The 20,332-nt window shown below is 58.0% G+C and carries 18 protein-coding genes and 1 pseudogene; 9 read left to right on the forward strand and 10 right to left on the reverse strand.

Annotated elements, in window-relative coordinates; genetic code table 11:
- Positions 1-116 precede the first annotated feature (116 nt).
- The 5 genes from EAH74_RS08930 to EAH74_RS08950 all read left to right on the forward strand — a co-directional run bounded on the left by EAH74_RS08930 (position 117) and on the right by EAH74_RS08950 (position 6,262).
- Positions 117-1,154: an ABC transporter ATP-binding protein gene (locus EAH74_RS08930; RefSeq protein ID WP_140677720.1), complete on the forward strand. Its 1,038-nt coding sequence runs from the start codon at positions 117-119 to the stop codon at positions 1,152-1,154.
- A 1-nt stretch (position 1,155) separates the two neighbouring features.
- Entirely contained in the window at positions 1,156-2,103 is a 948-nt protein-coding gene (locus tag EAH74_RS08935) for an ABC transporter permease (RefSeq protein WP_140677721.1), read from the forward strand.
- Positions 2,093-2,929, forward strand: coding sequence for an ABC transporter permease (locus EAH74_RS08940; protein ID WP_129441525.1), 837 nt, complete (start codon positions 2,093-2,095; stop codon positions 2,927-2,929). Before EAH74_RS08935 ends, EAH74_RS08940 begins: the two co-directional genes overlap by 11 nt.
- A 169-nt stretch (positions 2,930-3,098) precedes the next feature.
- Positions 3,099-4,523 carry a gamma-aminobutyraldehyde dehydrogenase gene (locus tag EAH74_RS08945; protein ID WP_140677723.1) on the forward strand — a complete coding sequence of 475 codons (1,425 nt, stop codon included), beginning with the start codon at positions 3,099-3,101 and terminating at the stop codon, positions 4,521-4,523.
- A 254-nt stretch (positions 4,524-4,777) separates the two neighbouring features.
- The gene (locus EAH74_RS08950; RefSeq protein ID WP_140677725.1) at positions 4,778-6,262 is read left to right on the forward strand and encodes an APC family permease; all 1,485 of its coding nucleotides are present in this window, start codon (positions 4,778-4,780) and stop codon (positions 6,260-6,262) included.
- A gap of 44 nt (positions 6,263-6,306) precedes the next feature.
- On the opposite strand, the pseudogene EAH74_RS08955 reads toward EAH74_RS08950, so the two are convergent.
- Both EAH74_RS08955 and EAH74_RS08960 read right to left on the reverse strand, forming a co-directional pair.
- Positions 6,307-6,932: pseudogene (locus tag EAH74_RS08955) on the reverse strand (RloB family protein).
- 2 nt (positions 6,933-6,934) lie between these two features.
- A complete protein-coding gene (locus EAH74_RS08960) occupies positions 6,935-8,188 on the reverse strand; it encodes an AAA family ATPase (protein WP_140677727.1) in 1,254 nt (417 codons plus the stop codon).
- A 286-nt stretch (positions 8,189-8,474) separates the two neighbouring features.
- Between EAH74_RS08960 and EAH74_RS08965 the strand changes: the two genes are divergently transcribed.
- On the forward strand, positions 8,475-8,987 hold the full coding sequence (locus tag EAH74_RS08965; protein ID WP_140677729.1) for a BRO-N domain-containing protein: 513 nt from the start codon (positions 8,475-8,477) through the stop codon (positions 8,985-8,987).
- A 120-nt stretch (positions 8,988-9,107) separates the two neighbouring features.
- Here the strand turns inward: EAH74_RS08965 and EAH74_RS08970 are convergent, their stop codons facing one another.
- From EAH74_RS08970 to EAH74_RS08980, 3 genes are all read right to left on the reverse strand, one after another.
- A complete protein-coding gene (locus tag EAH74_RS08970; protein WP_140677731.1) occupies positions 9,108-9,509 on the reverse strand; it encodes a type II toxin-antitoxin system VapC family toxin in 402 nt (133 codons plus the stop codon).
- On the reverse strand, positions 9,509-9,754 hold the full coding sequence (locus EAH74_RS08975; protein ID WP_140677733.1) for an AbrB/MazE/SpoVT family DNA-binding domain-containing protein: 246 nt from the start codon (positions 9,752-9,754) through the stop codon (positions 9,509-9,511). Before EAH74_RS08975 ends, EAH74_RS08970 begins: the two co-directional genes overlap by 1 nt.
- Positions 9,755-9,896: 142 nt before the next feature.
- A complete protein-coding gene (locus EAH74_RS08980) occupies positions 9,897-10,082 on the reverse strand; it encodes a hypothetical protein (RefSeq protein ID WP_008151642.1) in 186 nt (61 codons plus the stop codon).
- Positions 10,083-10,473: 391 nt separating this feature from the next.
- On the opposite strand from EAH74_RS08980, the gene EAH74_RS08985 reads away from it, so the two are divergent.
- Positions 10,474-12,099 (forward strand): glucan biosynthesis protein D, encoded by a 1,626-nt coding sequence (locus EAH74_RS08985; protein WP_140677735.1) that lies wholly within the window; start codon positions 10,474-10,476, stop codon positions 12,097-12,099.
- A 208-nt stretch (positions 12,100-12,307) separates the two neighbouring features.
- Here the strand turns inward: EAH74_RS08985 and EAH74_RS08990 are convergent, their stop codons facing one another.
- The 3 genes from EAH74_RS08990 to EAH74_RS09000 all read right to left on the reverse strand — a co-directional run bounded on the left by EAH74_RS08990 (position 12,308) and on the right by EAH74_RS09000 (position 16,001).
- Positions 12,308-13,414: an NADH:flavin oxidoreductase/NADH oxidase gene (locus EAH74_RS08990; RefSeq protein WP_140677737.1), complete on the reverse strand. Its 1,107-nt coding sequence runs from the start codon at positions 13,412-13,414 to the stop codon at positions 12,308-12,310.
- A 268-nt stretch (positions 13,415-13,682) separates the two neighbouring features.
- Positions 13,683-15,392: a single-stranded-DNA-specific exonuclease RecJ gene (gene recJ / locus EAH74_RS08995; RefSeq protein WP_134101866.1), complete on the reverse strand. Its 1,710-nt coding sequence runs from the start codon at positions 15,390-15,392 to the stop codon at positions 13,683-13,685.
- Between the two features lie 66 nt (positions 15,393-15,458).
- The gene (locus EAH74_RS09000) at positions 15,459-16,001 is read right to left on the reverse strand and encodes a YaeQ family protein (protein ID WP_007897614.1); all 543 of its coding nucleotides are present in this window, start codon (positions 15,999-16,001) and stop codon (positions 15,459-15,461) included.
- Positions 16,002-16,148: 147 nt separating this feature from the next.
- Between EAH74_RS09000 and EAH74_RS09005 the strand changes: the two genes are divergently transcribed.
- Both EAH74_RS09005 and EAH74_RS09010 read left to right on the forward strand, forming a co-directional pair.
- The gene (locus tag EAH74_RS09005) at positions 16,149-17,348 is read left to right on the forward strand and encodes a CaiB/BaiF CoA transferase family protein (protein ID WP_140677738.1); all 1,200 of its coding nucleotides are present in this window, start codon (positions 16,149-16,151) and stop codon (positions 17,346-17,348) included.
- Positions 17,329-18,255 (forward strand): TIGR02285 family protein, encoded by a 927-nt coding sequence (locus EAH74_RS09010; protein WP_140677740.1) that lies wholly within the window; start codon positions 17,329-17,331, stop codon positions 18,253-18,255. Before EAH74_RS09005 ends, EAH74_RS09010 begins: the two co-directional genes overlap by 20 nt.
- A gap of 170 nt (positions 18,256-18,425) precedes the next feature.
- Here the strand turns inward: EAH74_RS09010 and EAH74_RS09015 are convergent, their stop codons facing one another.
- Positions 18,426-18,713 (reverse strand): DUF3509 domain-containing protein, encoded by a 288-nt coding sequence (locus tag EAH74_RS09015; protein WP_140677742.1) that lies wholly within the window; start codon positions 18,711-18,713, stop codon positions 18,426-18,428.
- A 162-nt stretch (positions 18,714-18,875) separates the two neighbouring features.
- Complete coding sequence (locus EAH74_RS09020; RefSeq protein WP_140677744.1) at positions 18,876-20,234, reverse strand: transporter substrate-binding domain-containing protein; 1,359 nt, start codon at positions 20,232-20,234, stop codon at positions 18,876-18,878.
- Between the last annotated feature and the right edge of the window lie 98 nt (positions 20,235-20,332).

Here is a 20,332-nt window from a genome sequence, read left to right on the forward strand (position 1 = left end):
CCCTCTCCCGGAGGGAGAGGGCGCTAAAAGCAGGTCGCGTACACCGCAACGATTCAGATTTTCAGAAGTCCAGGCAAGGCCGCCGCGAGACCCTCGCCTTTTTGGAGCACCGCACCATGACGCTTGCAGTCCAGTTCACCAACGTTTCCCGTCAGTTCGGCGAAGTGAAGGCCGTTGACCGGGTTTCCATCGATATCCAGGACGGCGAGTTCTTTTCCATGCTGGGCCCTTCCGGTTCGGGCAAAACCACCTGTCTGCGCCTGATCGCCGGTTTCGAACAACCGAGTGCAGGCTCTATCCGTATTCATGGCGAAGAAGCCGCCGGGCTGCCGCCGTATCAGCGTGACGTGAACACCGTGTTCCAGGATTACGCGTTGTTCCCGCACATGAACGTACTCGACAACGTCGCCTACGGTTTGAAAGTCAAAGGCGTCGGCAAAACCGAACGCCAGAGACGCGCCGAAGAAGCCCTCGACATGGTCGCCCTCGGCGGTTATGGCGAGCGCAAACCGGTGCAGCTGTCCGGCGGTCAGCGGCAGCGTGTGGCCCTGGCCCGCGCCCTGGTCAATCGGCCGCGAGTGCTGCTGCTCGATGAACCGTTGGGCGCCCTCGATTTGAAGCTGCGCGAGCAAATGCAGGGTGAACTGAAGAAGCTGCAACGCCAGCTCGGCATCACCTTCATCTTCGTCACCCACGACCAGACCGAAGCGCTGTCGATGTCGGATCGTGTGGCGGTGTTCAACAAGGGGCGCATCGAGCAGGTCGATACCCCGCGCAACCTCTACATGAAACCGGCGACAACCTTTGTCGCCGAATTCGTCGGCACCTCCAACGTGATTCGCGGCGATCTGGCGAAACAATTGAGCGGCAATCCACAGCCGTTTTCGATTCGCCCGGAACATGTGCGTTTCGCCGAAGGGCCGCTGGCCAGCCATGAAATCGAAGTCAGCGGTTTGCTCCATGACATTCAGTACCAAGGCAGCGCCACGCGCTATGAACTGAAACTGGAAAACGGCCAGACCCTGAACATCAGCCAGGCCAACGTCCAGTGGCTGGACGTCAGCGCGCAACATCAGACCGGACAACGCATCAGCGCACGCTGGGCACGGGAAGCGATGATCCCGCTGCACGACAACGTTGTCGGCGGGGTGTGAGATGAACAGCGTGGCTATCCCTCAAACCCCGACCGGCGGCTCGCCGTTGCGCAGGTTTTCCAACCTGCTGTATCGCCGGCCGAATTTTTACCTGTCGCTGCTGCTGGTACCGCCGCTGCTGTGGTTCGGCGCGATCTATCTCGGCTCGCTGCTGGTGCTGCTGTGGCAAGGCTTCTATACCTTCGACGACTTCACCATGGCGGTCACGCCTGAGCTGACCCTGGCGAACTTCGCTGCCCTGTTCCAGCCGTCGAACTTCGACATCATCCTGCGCACCTTGAGCATGGCCGTCGTCGTGTCGATCGCCAGCGCCATCGTCGCGTTCCCGATCGCCTACTACATGGCGCGCTACACCACCGGCAAGACCAAGGCGTTTTTCTACATCGCGGTGATGATGCCGATGTGGGCCAGTTACATCGTCAAGGCGTATGCCTGGACCTTGCTGTTGGCCAAGGGCGGCGTGGCGCAGTGGTTCGTCCAGCACCTTGGATTGGAGCCGGTCTTGCAGTTCATTCTGGGCATTCCGGGTGTCGGCGGCAGCACCTTGTCGACCTCGCACCTGGGCCGGTTCATGGTGTTCGTCTACATCTGGCTACCGTTCATGATCCTGCCGATCCAGGCCTCGCTGGAACGTCTGCCACCCTCATTGCTGCAAGCCTCGGCCGACCTCGGCGCCAAGCCACGCCAGACCTTCATGCAAGTGACTCTGCCGCTGTCGATTCCGGGCATCGCGGCCGGTTCGATCTTCACCTTTTCGCTAACCCTGGGCGACTTCATCGTGCCGCAACTGGTGGGCCCGCCGGGCTACTTCGTCGGCAGCATGGTGTACGCCCAGCAAGGCGCGATCGGCAACATGCCGATGGCCGCGGCCTTCACGTTGGTGCCGATTGTGTTGATCGCCATTTACCTGACTATCGTGAAACGACTGGGGGCCTTCGATGCGCTCTAAAAAACAAAGGCCAGAAACGCACGGGGAGAAAGCCTCGCTCGGCCTGCGCATCGCAGCGTGGGGCGGGTTGGTGTTTCTTCACTTTCCGATCCTGATCATCTTCCTGTACGCCTTCAACACCGAAGATGCGGCGTTCAGTTTTCCGCCCAAGGGCTTCACCCTGAAGTGGATCGGCGTGGCGTTCTCGCGGCCCGACGTACTGGAAGCGATCAAGCTGTCGCTGCAAATCGCTTCCGTCGCGACGTTGATTGCGCTGGTCCTCGGTACGCTGGCATCGGCGGCGTTGTACCGGCGGGATTTCTTCGGCAAGCAAGGCATCTCACTGATGCTGATCCTGCCGATTGCCTTGCCGGGGATCATCACCGGTATCGCGTTGCTGGCGACCTTCAAGACGCTGGGGATCGAACCGGGGATGTTCACCATCATCGTCGGCCACGCGACCTTCTGTGTGGTGATCGTCTACAACAACGTCATCGCCCGCCTGCGTCGCACTTCTCACAGTTTGATCGAGGCTTCGATGGACCTCGGCGCCGATGGCTGGCAGACCTTCCGCTACATCGTCCTGCCGAACCTCGGCTCGGCGTTGCTGGCCGGCGGCATGTTGGCGTTTGCCCTGTCGTTCGACGAAATCATCGTCACCACCTTCACCGCCGGCCATGAACGCACCCTGCCGCTGTGGCTGCTCAACCAGCTCAGTCGCCCACGGGACGTGCCGGTGACCAACGTCGTCGCGATGCTGGTGATGATGGTGACCATGCTGCCGATCCTCGGCGCCTATTACCTGACCCGTGGCGGTGAGAGCGTTGCGGGCAGTGGCGGTAAGTAACTGACTCACTGTAGGAACCGGATCAAATGTGGGAGCGAGCTTGCTCGCGAAGAGGCCATCACATTCAACATTGATGGTGACTGACACACCGCTTTCGCGAGCAAGCTCGCTCCCACAGGGGGCTCGGTTTCCACAGAAGAACAACAATAGTTTTGAAGAGGACAAAGCCATGCAAACCAAACTCTTGATCAATGGCCAACTGATCGACGGCGAAGGCCCCGCCCAACCGGTGTTCAACCCGGCCCTCGGTCGTGTGTTGGTGGAAATCAACGAAGCCAGTGAAGCCCAGGTCGATGCCGCCGTGCGTGCTGCCGACAGCGCCTTCGAAGGCTGGTCGCAAACCACGCCGAAAGAACGTTCGCTGCTGCTGCTCAAACTCGCCGACGCCATCGAAGCCCACGGCGAAGAGCTGGCCAAACTGGAATCGGACAACTGCGGCAAGCCTTACAACGCCGCGCTGAACGACGAGATCCCGGCAATTGCCGACGTGTTCCGTTTCTTCGCCGGCGCCAGCCGTTGCATGAGCGGTTCGGCGGGCGGTGAATACTTGCCGGGCCACACCTCCATGATCCGCCGCGACCCAGTGGGCGTGATCGCGTCCATCGCACCGTGGAACTACCCGCTGATGATGGTCGCCTGGAAAATCGCCCCGGCCCTTGCGGCGGGTAATACCGTGGTGCTCAAGCCGTCGGAACAAACCCCGCTGACCGCGCTGCGTCTGGCGGAACTGGCGTCGAAAATCTTCCCGGCCGGCGTGCTTAACCTGGTGTTCGGTCGTGGTCCTACGGTCGGCAGCCCATTGGTCACACACCCGAAAGTGCGCATGGTCTCGTTGACCGGTTCGATCGCCACCGGTTCGAACATCATTTCCAGCACCGCCGACAGCGTCAAACGCATGCACATGGAACTGGGCGGCAAAGCCCCGGTGATCATCTTCGACGACGCCGACATCGACGCCGCCGTGGAAGGCATTCGCACCTTCGGCTTCTACAACGCCGGCCAGGACTGCACCGCCGCCTGCCGCATCTACGCGCAGGAAGGCATCTACGACAAATTCGTCGAGAAGCTCGGCGAAGCGGTCAGCAGCATCAAGTACGGTTTGCAGGATGATCCGTCGACCGAACTGGGCCCGTTGATTACCGCGCAACACCGCGACCGCGTGGCCGGGTTTGTCGAACGTGCCGTGGCGCAGCCGCATATCCGATTGATCACCGGCGGCAAGGCTGTGGAAGGCAATGGGTTCTTCTTCGAACCCACGGTGTTGGCCGACGCGCAACAGGACGATGAAATCGTCCGTCGTGAAGTGTTCGGGCCGGTGGTGTCGGTGACCAAATTCGCCGATGAAGCACAGGTTCTGGGCTGGGCCAACGATTCGAACTACGGCCTGGCGTCGTCGGTCTGGACCTCGGACGTCGGTCGTGCGCATCGCTTGTCCGCACGCTTGCAGTACGGCTGCACCTGGGTGAATACGCACTTCATGCTGGTCAGCGAAATGCCGCACGGCGGTCAGAAACTGTCTGGTTACGGCAAGGACATGTCCATGTACGGGCTGGAGGACTACACCGTCGTTCGGCATGTGATGTTCAAGCATTAAAAAGCGAAAAGATCGCAGCCTGCGGCAGCTCCTACAGGGGTTGCGGCAGGCAACGATGTCCGCGGCGCATACGATCAATGTAGGAGCTGCCGCAGGCTGCGATCTTTTCAGCAGGCGCACGGAAAGCGTCAGCGATTTACACCAGGAATTCACCGCAATTCAAAAACAATAACCACCGATCCGGGCAGCGCCGTCATGGCCCTGTCACGGTTTCGGACATCCGAAATCTGCCGATTTTCCGGAGTTAACACACCATGAGTGCATCACCCGAACTCTCCGCAGCCGTTGCCGACAGCGATGCCGAGCAACTGCGCAAGCTGGGTTACACCTCGAACTTCAATCGCAGCATGAGCCTGTGGGAAAACTTCGCCCTGGGCTTCACTTATCTCTCTCCGGTCGTAGGGGTTTATACCCTGTTCGGCCTGTGCCTCGCCGCCGGTGGGCCGCCGATGTTCTGGGCTTATTTGCTGGTCGGATGTGGCCAGTTGCTGGTGTGCCTGATCTTCGGTGAAGTGGTCTCGCAGTTCCCGATTTCCGGCGGCGTGTACCCGTGGGCTCGTCGCTTGGTGGGCAAGCGCTGGGCGTGGATGGTCGGCTGGATCTACTCCATCGCCCTGTGCGTCACCATCGCCGCCGTTGCGGTGGGCGCCGGTCCGTACCTGGCCGCCATGATGGGCTTTGAACCGAGCAACAACACCAACATCGTCATCGCACTGTTCCTGACGTTGTTCGCGACCCTGGTGAACCTCAGCGGCACCAAAGTGCTGGCGCGGATCGCCATGTTCGGCTTCGTTTGCGAACTGGTCGGTGCGGTGATCGTCGGCGTTTACCTGCTGATCTTCGAACGTCATCAATCGATCAGTGTGTTGTTCAACACCTTCGATATCAGCGTCGACGGCTCGTACTTGCCGGCATTTCTCACCGCATCTCTGGCGGGGATGTTCCTGTACTACGGCTTCGAGGCCTGCGGCGACGTGGCCGAAGAAACCCCGAACCCGAGCAAGCAGATCCCGGTGGCCATGCGCATGACCATCTACATCGGCGGCATCGCGGCGATGTTCGCCTGCCTGGCGCTGATTCTCGCCGTGCCAGACATGCAAGCGGTGATCAACGGCACTGACAAGGACCCGGTCACCACCATCCTCAACAATGCCTTCGGCCCGGTCGGCTCGAAAGTGGTGATGGGCGTGGTGATGATTTCCTTCATCTCCTGCGTCATCAGCCTGCAAGCGGCGGCGAGCCGTCTGCTGTATTCCTACGCTCGGGATGAAATGGTCATCGGCAGCTCACTGCTGAAGAAGATCTCTCCTACGACTCAGGTACCGGTTGCGGCACTGTTCGTGTCCGGCGTCCTACCGGCGCTGATCATCATCCTCGGTTTCTTCCTGCAAGATGCCGTCGCAACCATCGTCAGCTTCGCCGCGATCGGCATCTACCTGGCATTCCAGATGATCGTGCTCGCGGCACTCTATGCGCGCATGAAGGGCTGGAAACCGAGCGGCAAATTCACCCTCGGCGCCTGGGGCTGGGCGGTGAACATCGGCGCGCTGGTCTATGGCGTCGGCGCAATCATCAACATGGCCTGGCCGCGCACGCCGGATGCGGCGTGGTACATCAACTACGCGATGGTGTTGAGTACTGCGATCGTGATTGGGTTGGGGCTGGTTTATATGTGGCTGGCCAAGCCGTATGACCATGGGACTGCGCCTGCGGGGGATGCTTGGAAGGTTAGTCGGTAAGGGCACTTACCCAGCCCGCAGTGATGCGGGCTGGGTTTGAGGTGTTAGATCGGTAGGGGGTTGGAGAGAATTTCGAATTCGTCCATCAGCAGATGGATTTCGGTGCTGGGGTTGGGTTCGCCGCTGATAGCAACGTCCTCGATAATCTTTGGTGCTAAATCTCTCGCCCTTTGGAATGGCTCACCTAAAAGTTGTGCGAAATAGTTGGTGTCTTCGCCTTTCTCGTACTTATCCATGTTGGGTTTCTCTCTGAGGCTCTTGGCCACCAAGTCGCCTGGAGAGCGCTTCCCAACCGCTCGAAATGGCTTTCGATTGAAACCGAAGTGCAGAAGCAACCAAAACTCAAAACAGGGGTACGAAGCGATGACTTTGATTTTCGGATGAGGCCTCGCCAGATTTATTGCTCGTTCAAAACACAGATGTGTATCGCGATCCAATGCACAAAACACCTTGTCGAAGCATTTCTGGCGGCTATTGCTGTTTCTACAATGCCGCTTGGGTGCGTGAGGCCACAGTGGGCAATTTCCACTTGAGCTTTGGCGCGAAAATGAAATGCAGCCTCCTCCAGATATCGTTTTCCTGACTTGCTGTCTTCACAGAGGATCAACACTTTGGGTTGAGGCTTGAACCGCGGTGCCTTTCGATCAAATAGCCGTATCGAACGCGCCATGATCAACCCCGCCTTATCAGTGGCAACCCGCGATAACGACCCTCAAAGTAGCGTTTCTCAACATCCTCCCCTTCCCGTCCTTCAAAGTCGTAAACAGAAAAAAGGCAGGTTGCACCGTTAGCGTCTCTTTCGGTGATCCAGAACTGATCGCGCCGAAGCGCTTTGGTGTTCATTAAATGAGTGTCGTGAGTGGTAAAGATCAGTTGAGTCTCCAACCCACCGTCCAGGTGTTTCTCAATCAAGTCCGAGACTATTGAGGGATGAAGGCTGCTGTCCAACTCATCGACAGAAAGTATCCCGCTACCATCAGCGTGATTGATCATGAACCAGGGCAGCCAGAATCCAATCAGATTTTTCGTACCGCCTGACTCCTCGGAAAAATCAAACTCCGCGGGGCCTAAATGACTCGTATGCGTCAGGGTCACTTTGTCTTTTTGGGCTGCGGCGAAGAACTCTTTCAGTGTGAGTTTTTTGGTGCATTGAACAGACTCTGCGTCTTCGGTGTTGAGCCGGATCGCTGACACCGGGATATCCACTTCCTTCAGAAAGTCTCGTAAATCATGTGTGTAATCCGATGCCATCCGAAGAAATCTGATGGACGCTGCTGACAGCCCCATCATGTTGTTCTGCTCAATAACGAGTAGACCGGTTTGAAACCAGCTAAACGGCCCCCGCAACTGAGTCAACTCTTCGCTACTGTTCGCAACCGCCTGCGAAATAAACAACATCTTGGGGCTCGTCAGACGCCGCCAGGCGTTGTGCACCTCTTTACCCCCCTCAAGGCTTGAGCCAAAAACATAATGCTCCCCCTCATCAACAAAACGACGCGAATACAACAGCGTTTCCTTACCTTTGGGATAGGAAACCAGTTGTTCCTCGATAATCCGTTGCGCAGTCATGCGCAGAACAAACCGGTATCGGACCCCGTGTTGAATGAAGTTGTACTCAAAAGAACTGGGTGCATTTTGAAGTTGCGGGTCAAAACGAAACGGCGAGACCGGTAGCGGTTCATCATTTGATGTAGGTGTCGAAGCAAGCAAACTCCCCATGATCCCCATCGCCCGGATAAGCGAAGACTTACCGGAAGCGTTCGGTCCGTAAATCGCCGCCACCTTTAATAAATCAGGCAGTTTTTCTCCATTTACAATTGGCGTGAACACGTTGCGCTTTTTGCTCAAGCGCGGCGTCGCAGCCATGGACAGGGTTTGTTTGTCACGGAAGGAGCGATAATTGGAAACTGAAAATTCGATCAACATGTAGCAAACCTGCAGTTCGTTCCTGAATGCGGGAAAAACTATAGGAAAAACCACCGCTGTGATGCTGCTTGACTGCACTTCAGGCAAAAACAGGAAATTCCTACAGATCGAACCTTCCGGCATAGACACCGATTCCTACAGCATGCGGCGCCGCGAGCGCCTGAACGATAGGCTTTACCTCGTCGCTGCCAAATCAGCGACCCGGGGTCGAAGCCGGAACACTATCAACATGGCGCAACCGCGCTCCTCTGAGTGGCGGCTCCCTTTTCAACTTGGAGTCGAAAAAATGTTTGAACACACGCTAAATCCGTCTAAAACCCATCCTCATTTCACCCCAACCATCTTCACCCGCCACAACCGCTTCCTCCACGCCTTCATGCAGGACAATCAAGCCTGGTTCTGCGTCCAGGATCTCGGTCGCTTGATGGGCCGCCCGATGGACCAACGCCTCACCCTGAAACTCGACCCCGATCAACGTCGATTTGCCTGGTTGCTGAAGAACGGCAAAACGGTCGAATCACTGATGGTCAGCGAATCAGGGATGTACGCCCTTCTGGTGCACCATTTCGTCCCGGAAAACCGAAACCTGCGCCAGTGGCTGAGCAACGAAGTCATACCTTCGCTGCGTGAGTCGAAAGCGACATCTGTGGATAACATTCCAAGCCTGAGTTCGTTGCAGTGGGCCGGGATCTCGGTGCCGCTGCTGCATTGGCAGCATCAGGCCTGGATCAAATGGCGGGACATGCCTGATCTGATGCAGGCACAACGGCCGTTCACGATCGTGGGCACTTGCAGTTGAAGGTAGAGTGAAAAAATGAAAAAGGGGCAGACTTCACAGTCCGCCCCTTTTGTTAGCCTCCCCCTGAAAACCTTCGCGAATAGGCATCTCAGCAGGTTTATCCGTTGATGCCCAACGGTCTCAGGCCGGCACTATCAACTCAACCGAAGGAAAATAGCTGCGGTAACGCTTGGCATCCCGAGTCAGTAGCGGCAGCTTTTTCACTGCGGCATGCGCACCGATGAAAAAATCCGCCAAAACGTTACTTTTTCCGCCGCCCACTTTCCGGTAACGAACAAAAGCCTTTCCGGCCAAAAACAAGGCGGGACGCGGGACTTCCCGCATCGCCAAACCGAGCTGTGTAACCGCATCATCCAGCGCTTCAAACGTCGTGAATGTATGGGACAGTTCGGCGTAGATAATCGGATTGATGGCCAATTCATGAATCTGGGATTGAGCACGTAGCTGTTGTATGGACCAGTCAGCCCAGACGGGGTCGTCTTCCAGAACATCAATCAACACATTCGTGTCGACCAATATCATCAGTCCTCACCTCTCAGCAATGCCATCAAATCGTCGGTTCGCCATTTGATATCCGCTTTACCACGCGCCGCCTCAAATCGGTCGAGTGTGGCTGTCTTGTCGGCTTTTGCCTTATGGCTGTGCAGCACCACCTCGCCTTGCGCGTTGACACTGAACTCTATGGCCGAACCTGGTATCAGGTGCAGTGCGTCGCGAATAGGCTTGGGAATAGTGACCTGCCCTTTGCTGGTCATGGTTGTCGTCATGATGCTCTCCTGGAGTATTACTCTCCCGAGAAACGTAATACTTGGCGTGCAAGTCTGCAACCGCCGCTCATCGTAGTCGGGTTCCTACCGCCCTGTAGGATCTGACCGCGACACCCGTGTCACGGCCAAAGCCTTCTCCTTTTCAAAACCGCGAAACACTCCTCATCGCATCCACCAGATACCGCATCGCAATCTGGTCGCTTTCCGACAGCTCCCGATAGCGCTCCAACAACTTCATCTCGTCCGAACTGACCCGACGCCTTCGGCGCACAGTGGTCAGGCAAGGAAGGATTCCCAGCAACTGGGTGATGCCTTGTACTTTCGTCATGGACGATGTCCTTCTATAAGCCCGAGAAAACTTCAAAAACCGCATCGCCCTCTCCTTTTTGTAGTCGCCGGCCTGAAGGGCAGTGGTCGGTCATGAACACAGAATAGGAACTATCGCGGCGCTGAAAAGCGATTTTTAGAGTAATTAGTCAAAAAAAGCAGAAATGCCCTATAAATCAGAAAGTACTGTCGGAAAACTTAACCGACATTTCTTGTTTCATTGCCACGAAGCCAAAGTGCTACCAATCATTTTTTCTCCGCGACCGAACGGTTTAAGCTATTTGTTATCTGTTTAATGTCCGTTGCGTTTGGCCGAAGGCATGTCCGAACCTTTATTTTTGATCCAGCACGTGCCAGGAACGGCGCGGGATTGTTCACGACAGGTTGAACTTATGCACCGCAGGAATTTGCTCAAAGCGTCCATGGCCATCGCTGCCTACACCGGATTATCAGCCACCGGCCTGCTGGCTTCGCGGGCCTGGGCCGGTACCGGCGCGGCGGATGGCGAGGCTCAGGCGTTCGACTTCGAAGCACTGAAGATCCAGGCCAAGCAGCTCGCCGGCAATCGCTATCAGGACACCAAGCAGGTGCTGCCGCCGACCCTGGCGACCATGACACCGCAGAACTTCAACGCGATCCGCTATGACGGCAACCACTCACTGTGGAATGACCTCAACGGTCAGCTGGATGTGCAGTTTTTCCACGTCGGCATGGGTTTCAAGCAACCGGTGCGCATGTACAGCGTCGACCCCAAGACGCGTCAGGCGCGAGAGGTGCATTTCCGCCCGTCCCTGTTCAACTATGAAAAAACCACGGTCGATACCAAACAGCTCACGGGCGACCTGGGGTTTTCCGGGTTCAAGCTGTTCAAGGCCCCGGAGCTGGACCAGCACGACGTGCTGTCCTTCCTCGGCGCCAGCTATTTCCGTGCGGTCGATGCCTCAGGCCAGTACGGTCTGTCGGCACGCGGCCTGGCGATCGATACCTATGCCAAGAAGCGTGAAGAATTCCCGGACTTCACCAAGTTCTGGTTCGAGACCCCGGACAAGGACAGCACCCGATTCGTGGTCTACGCCCTGTTGGACTCGCCGAGCGCCACCGGTGCCTACCGTTTCGACATCGACTGTCAGGCCAGCCAGGTCGTCATGGGCATCGATGCCCACATCAATGCGCGCACTGCCATCGAACAACTGGGCATCTCGCCGATGACCAGCATGTTCAGCTGCGGCACCCATGAACGGCGCATGTGCGACACGATTCACCCGCAAATCCACGACTCTGATCGCCTGGCCATGTGGCGCGGCAACGGCGAGTGGATCTGCCGCCCGCTGAACAACCCGGCCACCCTGCAATTCAATGCCTTCGCCGACACCGACCCGAAAGGTTTCGGTCTGGTGCAGACCGATCATGAGTTCGACAGCTATCAAGACACCGTCGACTGGTACAGCAAGCGTCCGAGCCTGTGGGTAGAACCTACGACCGCGTGGGGCGAAGGCTCTATCGATCTGATGGAAATTCCTACGACTGGCGAAACCCTGGATAACATCGTCGCGTTCTGGACCCCGAAAAAACCGGTCGCGGCCGGCGACTCACTGAACTACGGCTACAAGCTGTACTGGAGCGCACTACCGCCGGTCAGCACGCCGTTGGCGCGGGTCAACGCCACTCGTTCGGGCATGGGCGGCTTCATCGAAGGCTGGGCGCCTGGCGAGCATTACCCGGAGGTTTGGGCTCGACGGTTTGCCGTGGACTTCACCGGTGGCGGCCTGGACCGCTTGCCGGAAGGTGCGGCGATCGAGCCGGTGGTCACGTGCTCGAATGGGCAGGTCAAGGATTTCAACGTGCTGGTGCTGGATGACATCAAGGGTTACCGCATTACCTTTGACTGGTACCCAACCAATGACAGCGTGGCGCCGGTGGAGCTGCGGTTGTTCATTCGCACCAATGATCGGACGTTGAGTGAGACCTGGTTGTACCAGTATTTCCCGCCAGCACCGGACAAGCGTAAGTACACCTGAGGGTAATTGGGTGTCTTGGCTGGCCCCATCGCGAGCAGGCTCGCTCCCACAGGTGATCTTTGTCGGACACAAAATTGGTGTCTCATGGAGATCCAATGTGGGAGCGAGCCTGCTCGCGATGACGCCAGGCCAGACAATAAAAGTCCCGGCCCAGAAACGCAAAAGCCCCGGTCAATTCGACCGGGGCTTTTTGGTTTTACAGCGTCAATCAGTCGCGCAAATCCGACTCATGAATCGGCTGTTCACGATGGGTGGCCCGCTGATACTGCGCCGGCCAGATGGCCTTGCGTCCACCCAGGTCATCATCGGCATGCAGCGGCCAGTACGGATCACGCAACAGCTCACGGGCGAGAAAGATGATGTCAGCCTGGCAGGTGCGCAGAATGTGCTCGGCCTGTGCCGGCTCGGTGATCATTCCTACCGTGCCGGTGGCAATACCTGATTCTTTGCGCACACGTTCAGCGAAGCGGGTCTGATACCCGGGACCTGTCGGAATCTCGGCATTGGCCGCCGTACCGCCCGACGAGACGTCAATCAGGTCTACGCCCAACGCGTGGAGGCGTCGCGCCAGCTCCACGGTTTCATCGGGATTCCAGCCGTCTTCCACCCAATCGGTGGCCGACACCCGCACGAACAGCGGTAGCTCTTCAGGCCACACCGCACGCACCGCTTCGGTGACTTGCAGCACCAGCCGGATTCGATTCTCGAACGAACCACCATATTGATCGCGCCGCTGATTGCTCAGGGGCGAAAGAAACTGATGCAACAGGTAACCGTGGGCAGCGTGTATTTCCACCACTTTGAAACCGGCGGTCAGCGCTCGCTGGGCCGAAGCGACAAAGGCCTGAATGACTTCAGCGATCTCGCCATCATCGAGCTGCTTGGGATGTGTGTGTTGCGGGTCGAAAGCAATCGGCGATGGGCCCACCGGGATCCAGCCACCGTCTTCGGGTTTGACGCTGCCATGTTTACCGATCCACGGCCGATGGGTGCTGGCCTTACGCCCGGCGTGAGCCAACTGAATGCCGGCCACAGCGCCCTGAGCCGCAATGAAGCGAGTGATGCGTTGCAACGGCTCTATCTGTTCATCGTTCCACAGGCCGAGGTCCTCGGCGGTGATGCGCCCGTCGGCCGTGACTGCCGTGGCTTCGGTAAACACCAGGCCGGCGCCGCCGACAGCACGGCTGCCGAGGTGGACCAGGTGCCAGTCATTGGCCAGTCCATCAACGCTGGAGTACTGGCACATCGGCGACACCGCAATGCGGTTGAGCAGGGTCAATTGGCGAAGGGTATAGGGTTCAAGCAGCAGACTCATGGGGCACCTCTCGAATCAGTGGGCAGGCTCCAGGGTTCTGTTTGAAAAGTCGACGAGTGACAGGAAAAAGGTGCAGCACCCGCCCCCGCGGGTAAAAAATTCGACAAGACGTCACAAGGATAATCAAGCAGTGCTTAGAGACTAGTCGACATCGGGGGATCAGGGAGGGTTCCGAGGGATTCGGTGTGAGGCAAATCGCTTTCGCGAGCAGGCTCGCTCCCACAGGGTTTGCGCAAATCCTGTGGGAGCGAGCCTGCTCGCGAAGGGTTCAACGCGGTTCGATGTGGGCAATCATCAACTGCACCGTCTCGTTGCCACGAAACTCGTTGAGGTCGAGTTTGTAGGCCAATTCCACCCATTTGATGGTCGGATTCGGCCAGATGTCGCGGTCGATTCCGAAGGCAATGCCATCCAGCTTCACCGAGCCGCATTCACTCTTCAGCACCACTTTGAGGTGCCGCTCGCCGACCACTCGCTGCTCGACCAACTGGAACACGCCGTGGAACAGCGGCTCCGGGAAATGTTGCCCCCAAGGACCGGCATGGCGCAGGGCACGGGCCAGTTCCAGGTGGAACTCCTCGACCGCCAACGTGCCGTCCGACAGCAATCGCCCGGTCAGGTCTTCTTCGCGTAATTGCCTACGCACTTCCGCGTCAAAGGCTTCGGCGAACAACGGAAAATTCGCTTCCGGCAGCGTCAGGCCGGCGGCCATCGCATGGCCGCCGTATTTGCTGATCAGATTCGGGTGTTGCGCCGCCACCACGCTCAATGCGTCGCGAATATGAAAACCCTGAACCGAACGCCCCGAGCCCTTGAGCAAGCCATCGCCGGCATCGGCAAAGGCAATGGTCGGGCGGAAATAGCGTTCTTTCATACGCGAAGCGAGGATTCCGATGACACCTTGGTGCCACTCGGGATCGAACAGGCACAAGCCGAACGGCATCGACTCGACCGGCAGATCCTTCAGTTGAGCCAGCGCTTCACGCTGCATGCCCTGCTCAATGGATTTACGGTCCTGGTTCATGCCGTCGAGTTGAGCGGCCATTTCACGCGCCAGACCAGCGTCTTCGGTAAGCAGGCATTCAATGCCCAGGCTCATGTCATCCAGACGCCCCGCCGCGTTCAGACGCGGGCCAACAATGAAACCCAGGTCAGTAGAAGTGATGCGCGTGTGGTCACGCTTGGCGACTTCGAGGATCGCCTTGATCCCCGGCCGAGCACGCCCGGCGCGAATCCGCTCCAGGCCTTGGTGCACCAGAATCCGGTTGTTGGCATCCAGCGGTACCACGTCGGCGACGCTGCCCAGGGCCACAAGGTCCAGCAGCTCGCCGATGTTCGGCTGCGGCTTGCTCTCGTACCAACCGAGGCTGCGCAAACGCGCACGCAGAGCCATCAACACGTAGAAAATCACCCCGACGCCGGCCAGTGCCTTGCTCGGAAACTCGCAACCCGGCTGGTTCGGATTGACGATGGCATCGGCCAGCGGCAACTCGTCACCGGGCAAGTGGTGGTCGGTGACCAGCACCTGGAGCCCGGCCTTTTTCGCCGCTGCCACGCCTTCAACGCTGGAGATACCGTTGTCCACAGTGATCAGCAACTGGGGTGTACGGGTCAGCGCCACTTCAACGATTTCCGGCGTCAGGCCGTAACCATACTCGAACCGGTTCGGCACCAAATAGTCGACGTGCGCCGCGCCCAGCAGGCGCAAGCCCAACATGCCCACGGTGCTGGCCGTCGCGCCATCGGCGTCGAAGTCACCGACGATCAGAATCCGCTGACGCTGCTCCAGCGCCGTCACCAGCAAATCCACCGCCGCATCGATGCCTTTGAGCTGCTGGAATGGAATCAACCGCGCCAGGCTCTTGTCCAGTTCAGCCTCGGACAGCACGCCCCGCGCCGCGTACAGACGGGTCAGCAGCGGCGGCAGATCACCGAGGAATGGCAGGGTGTCGGGCAACAGGCGGGGTTCGATGCGCATGGGGTGACAGGTGCTTCTCTTGGGTACGTAGGATAAAACCGGATAACGCGGACCAGCAGCGAATAATCAGCCGCGCTCGCCGCTCAGCCACTGCAACTGGACTTCGTGCTGACCACGGTCGTCGGTGACGAAAATCGTTCCTTCGCTGATCATCACGTCCCACTTGATAACCCGGGGCATGTCTTTGGCCAGGGTTTCCAGCACTTCCTGCGGAACAGCAGCGATGTGCACGTTTTTCAGGTTCTTGATCGCCGGGATCACTTTGGTCTCCCAGACGCGCAGGCTGCCGTAAGCCAGCAGGCTGGTGCGCTCGGTGCGACGAGAGCACCACGTCAGGCGATCGGCGTCTGGCTGGCCGACCTCGATCCAGTGCAGAACACGGTCGTCCAGGCTCTTTTCCCACAGGGCAGGTTCGTCCACGTCTGACAGACCGCGACCGAACGACAACTGCTCGTTGTACCAAAAGGCGTAGGCCAGCAGCCGCACGGTCATGCGCTCTTCAGTTTCCGAAGGGTGACGGGCGATGGTCTGCTTCACGCTCTCGTAGACGCTGCGGTCGAGGTCGGTAAGGTTCAGTTCAAACTTGTAGGTCGTGGACGGCTGGGCCATGAACGGGCTTCTTGATACGGGGAAAGGCGGCAAGTCTAACCGATGCGGTAGGCAATCCACGAATTGAAGGCGATCAACCTTGGTCGTCTGACGTTCGGCTATGTTAAAACCCTGTATTCGCTCAACCTTTGTCCTACAGGATCCAGCATGCCGCTCACCGGAAAACCGCTCTCAGGTCTGAAAGTCATTGAATTGGGTACGCTGATCGCGGGGCCGTTTGCCTCGCGCATTTGCGGAGAGTTCGGTGCCGAGGTGATCAAAATCGAGTCCCCCGATGGCGGCGATCCGTTGCGAAAATGGCGAAAACTGTATGAAGGCACCTCGCTGTGGTGGTTCGTCCAGGCGCGCAACAAGAAATCCCTGACCCTGAACCTCAAACACCCCGACGGCCTGGCGATCTTGAAAAAACTGCTCAGCGAGGCGGACATCCTGATCGAGAACTTTCGCCCTGGCGTGCTGGAAAAGCTCGGCCTGAGCTGGGAAGTCTTGCACGCACTGAACCCGAAACTGGTGATGGTGCGTCTCTCGGGTTTCGGTCAGACCGGGCCGATGAAGGATCAGCCAGGCTTTGGCGCCGTCGGTGAATCCATGGGTGGCTTGCGCTACATCACCGGGTTCGAAGACCGGCCACCGGTGCGCACCGGGATTTCCATCGGCGACTCTATTGCCGCGCTCTGGGGCGTGATCGGCGCATTGATGGCCCTGCGTCATCGCGAGGTCAACGGTGGCCTTGGCCAAGTGGTGGATGTGGCGCTGTATGAAGCGATCTTCGCCATGATGGAAAGCATGGTCCCGGAGTTCGACGTGTTCGGTTTCATCCGCGAACGCACCGGCAACATCATGCCGGGCATCACGCCCTCGTCGATCCACACCAGTGCCGACGGCAAACATGTGCAGATCGGCGCCAATGGCGATGCGATCTTCAAGCGTTTCATGCTGATCATTGGTCGCGAGGACCTGGCCAATGACCCTGTGTTGGCGAGCAACGACGGACGCGATAACCGTCGCGACGAGATTTATGGGGTGATTGATCGCTGGGTCAACTCGCTGCCGCTGGACACCATCATCGAGCAGTTGAATCAGGCCGACGTACCGGCCAGCCGGATCTTCAGTGCGCAAGATATGTTCAGCGATCCGCAGTACCTGGCCCGGGAAATGTTCCTGAAGGCCAAGTTACCGGACGGCAAAGATTTCAAGATGCCGGGAATCGTGCCGAAACTATCAGAGACACCCGGCACTTCGGAATGGGTCGGGCCGCAGTTGGGCGAACACAATGCGCAGGTACTCAACGATCTTGGTTACGACAAGGAACAGATCGCAAAGCTGCGTGAAGACGGGGCCATCTAAGCTGGAACGCCTGCTTTCATCAGCACTCGATCACGCCCACGGCTGGCGGGTTTTGGCGACGCTCATCTTATTGTCGTGCCTTGGCTCTCCCGCCTCGGCGCAGCCCAAAGAGACGCTGATCTGGCTGCTGCGCGATTTGCCGCCAACGATGATTCTCGAAGGTCCGAAAAAAGGACAGGGAATCATCGATCAAATGCTGCCGCTGTTGATCGCCGGCATGCCGCAATACCAGCACGCCCTGATGCGGGTCAACCGGGCCCGTGGCATGCAAATGCTCCACGAAGCGTCGTTGACGTGCGATCCCTCGCTGGTCTGGACCAAGGAGCGGGAACAGTGGATTACGTTCTCCATTCCGGCCTTCCGCGCCGTCAGCAATGGCCTGGTCGTCCGGCAGGAAGATCGAGCGGTGCTGGAACCGTTTCTTGTCGACGGTGAAGTCGATCTGGCGGCAATGCTGGCCAGTGGTAGAAAGAAAGTCGGTGTAGTGGCTGAGCGCAGTTATGGTCAATTCCTCGACACGCTGCTGAAACAGGCACTGCCCGACGCGCTGACACGTCACTACGGCAACGACGCCCTCGGCAGCCTGTTACAAATGCAGCGCCTGGGTCGCTTGCAGGTGGTTTTGGGTTATTGGCCGGAAATTCGCTATAAGGCCGATCAGGCACAGATGGCCGACGACCAGCTGGCGTTCTATCCGGTCAGAGGCACGGGTAAATACCTGTCCGGGCACATCGGCTGCTCCAATACACCTCAAGGCCGAAAGGCGATCAATGAGATCAACCAGCTGTTACGCACCATGCCGCATGATCGACTGGATCAGCAATACGCTGACTGGCTGGATCCGGAAAGGCGCAGCGATTACCTGAAAGAAACCAAAGCGTTTTTTGAGCACCAGGCCGAGCAATGACAAATCGCAGGCAAAAAGAAACCCCGAGAAGTGGGGAGACGACTCGGGGTTAAACGTGGCCTACATAAAGACCAGTGGCAGCAAGCTACAAGCACCGGAGCACAATGCTTGATCCTGCTGTTACAAGGTCTGACTGACCTAAACGCAGGAAGGTTCCCACAAAAAACAATTCAATTACGGTTGGCCAGGATTTTGTCCTGAGCAGCATTACGCAACGCCGCGATGACGCAGGGCTCCAGCCTGCCTTCGGCGATCAGCACATCGCGGTGCAATCCGTCGACGACATCGGTCAACAGACGTTTGCTGGTCAATTGGGCCTGATTGAACACCCGCTCGACCACAATAGCGCCGGTCGCATTTTTCAGTGTCACCAGGCATTCGCCCTGGGTTCCCGACGGGGTCAACGTTACCTGATACGGGCTCAGAGCTTCACCGAGCAATAGACTGATACTTTCCATCTCGATCACCACTCAATAGTCCGAAAACAAAGTGCCTGGGGCGTGCCTACAGTAAATGACCACTGGCTCGAGAAGAAAGTTCTGGATACCGACTGCTGGGGAACCTGCGCCGCGGGTCAATAGAGCATGCACGGCCAAGATGACAGATAAAAAACAGCCGCGTCATACCTGCTGCTTGCGCTTACCGATATCGATCCATCCGCCCAACAGACCCCGCAATTGTCCGTCGGCACTGTAAAACGGCACCGTCCACTGATAGACATGCCTGACGCCGTTGTTGAACATTAATTGACGCTCGGTGAAGCGGGTCTTGCGCGTACCGAGCTGGGCCATGAACTCTGCATGCAACAGTTCGGCGGTCTCTTTGGGCAAGATGTCCAGTTCAATCAGCTGTCGTCCCTGAACCTGGTCGAAACGGGTCGACAAGCCCTCCTCATAACTTTTGTTGCACATGATCAAACGCCCTTCCAGATCACGAACAAACATCGGATCGGGCATGGCGTCCATCAACGCATGCTGGAAGGCGAGCTGATCACTCAGACTTTTCTCGGCATCCAGGCGTTGCTGGATCAATGCCGTGAGCCGTCGGTTCCAGAGCAGGGATAACAGACCGAACAGACTGACGATAAACATTCCCCAGCAGCCCCACTCGGCGAGTCGGTGCCAGGCGTCGGGCACCTTGACGGGGGCAATCCCATTGAGCCATTTCAGGCGAATGGCGCGCAATTCAGCAGGATCAAGCGCCTCAAGCGCCTTGTTGAGGATGCTCGACAGCTGAGGCTGACCTTTGCGTACGGCCAGGTGGTCCGCCTCCCATTTGCCCTCCACCGTATACCCGACCTTGAGCTGCCCAGACGGATAGAGTTGTGCTCCGGTTTCGTTCTCGATAGTGGCATAAGCCTCACCGCTCTCGACCAACGCCCGGGCTTCCGCATAGGTTTTAACCAAGCGCAGCTCGATGTCCGGATTGTCGCGGCGAATCGTGGACTCCAGCGCATGCCGGGTCGGTAACACCAGAACCTTTCCCGACAGCTGCTCCAGGGATTGCACTTCTGGCGCCCCCGCCCGCCCGACGAACACCCAGCCAGCGCCACCGAACGCATGACTGAAATCCAGAAACGTCTTGCGTTCGTCATTCATCGCCAGCGTCGTGCTCATGTCCGCTGCGCCACTTTCCAGTCGCCCGAGCAACTGATCGGTGGAAAATGATTCTTCGTGAACAAACCGCAATCCCGTCATCGCGCTGATGCGGTTGAGCAGATCATTGTTCAAGCCGCTCCATTGGCCGTGCTTATCCTTGAACAGGTACAGCGGGTATTGCACCGATGCGACGATGACTTTTGAATGCTCGGCAATCCATTTCAACTCCTGAGCATCAAGCTCGATTCTTAGGCCAGCAACCGATCCTTTGGAATCGGTTGCCGCCAATTGCGACGCGCTCCCCCATTGAGCAAAGCCCAGGGTGCCGACTAAAAAAAACATCCAGCACGCAGCTGGTTTTAACCCTCTGAAAAACAGCATTACCACTTCCCTTCGTGATCAACTCGCCCGTCCTTCATGGGGCGAAAACCCAACAAGTGTGACATGCAGAAATGAGAAAGCCCGTCAGGAGACGGGCT

It is taken from the genome of Pseudomonas mandelii (genome assembly GCF_006438925.1).
Classification (GTDB): domain Bacteria; phylum Pseudomonadota; class Gammaproteobacteria; order Pseudomonadales; family Pseudomonadaceae; genus Aquipseudomonas; species Aquipseudomonas mandelii_C.

What these genes read in the sequence shown, in the direction of transcription:
- EAH74_RS08930 (WP_140677720.1), top strand. Translation starts at nt 117, where the DNA reads ATGACGCTTGCAGTCCAGTTCACCAACGTTTCCCGTCAGTTCGGCGAA.
- EAH74_RS08935 (WP_140677721.1), top strand. Translation starts at nt 1,156, where the DNA reads ATGAACAGCGTGGCTATCCCTCAAACCCCGACCGGCGGCTCGCCGTTG.
- EAH74_RS08940 (WP_129441525.1), top strand. Translation starts at nt 2,093, where the DNA reads ATGCGCTCTAAAAAACAAAGGCCAGAAACGCACGGGGAGAAAGCCTCG.
- EAH74_RS08945 (WP_140677723.1), top strand. Translation starts at nt 3,099, where the DNA reads ATGCAAACCAAACTCTTGATCAATGGCCAACTGATCGACGGCGAAGGC.
- EAH74_RS08950 (WP_140677725.1), top strand. Translation starts at nt 4,778, where the DNA reads ATGAGTGCATCACCCGAACTCTCCGCAGCCGTTGCCGACAGCGATGCC.
- EAH74_RS08960 (WP_140677727.1), bottom strand. Translation starts at nt 8,188, where the DNA reads ATGTTGATCGAATTTTCAGTTTCCAATTATCGCTCCTTCCGTGACAAA.
- EAH74_RS08965 (WP_140677729.1), top strand. Translation starts at nt 8,475, where the DNA reads ATGTTTGAACACACGCTAAATCCGTCTAAAACCCATCCTCATTTCACC.
- EAH74_RS08970 (WP_140677731.1), bottom strand. Translation starts at nt 9,509, where the DNA reads ATGATATTGGTCGACACGAATGTGTTGATTGATGTTCTGGAAGACGAC.
- EAH74_RS08975 (WP_140677733.1), bottom strand. Translation starts at nt 9,754, where the DNA reads ATGACGACAACCATGACCAGCAAAGGGCAGGTCACTATTCCCAAGCCT.
- EAH74_RS08980 (WP_008151642.1), bottom strand. Translation starts at nt 10,082, where the DNA reads ATGACGAAAGTACAAGGCATCACCCAGTTGCTGGGAATCCTTCCTTGC.
- EAH74_RS08985 (WP_140677735.1), top strand. Translation starts at nt 10,474, where the DNA reads ATGCACCGCAGGAATTTGCTCAAAGCGTCCATGGCCATCGCTGCCTAC.
- EAH74_RS08990 (WP_140677737.1), bottom strand. Translation starts at nt 13,414, where the DNA reads ATGAGTCTGCTGCTTGAACCCTATACCCTTCGCCAATTGACCCTGCTC.
- recJ (WP_134101866.1), bottom strand. Translation starts at nt 15,392, where the DNA reads ATGCGCATCGAACCCCGCCTGTTGCCCGACACCCTGCCATTCCTCGGT.
- EAH74_RS09000 (WP_007897614.1), bottom strand. Translation starts at nt 16,001, where the DNA reads ATGGCCCAGCCGTCCACGACCTACAAGTTTGAACTGAACCTTACCGAC.
- EAH74_RS09005 (WP_140677738.1), top strand. Translation starts at nt 16,149, where the DNA reads ATGCCGCTCACCGGAAAACCGCTCTCAGGTCTGAAAGTCATTGAATTG.
- EAH74_RS09015 (WP_140677742.1), bottom strand. Translation starts at nt 18,713, where the DNA reads ATGGAAAGTATCAGTCTATTGCTCGGTGAAGCTCTGAGCCCGTATCAG.
- EAH74_RS09020 (WP_140677744.1), bottom strand. Translation starts at nt 20,234, where the DNA reads ATGCTGTTTTTCAGAGGGTTAAAACCAGCTGCGTGCTGGATGTTTTTT.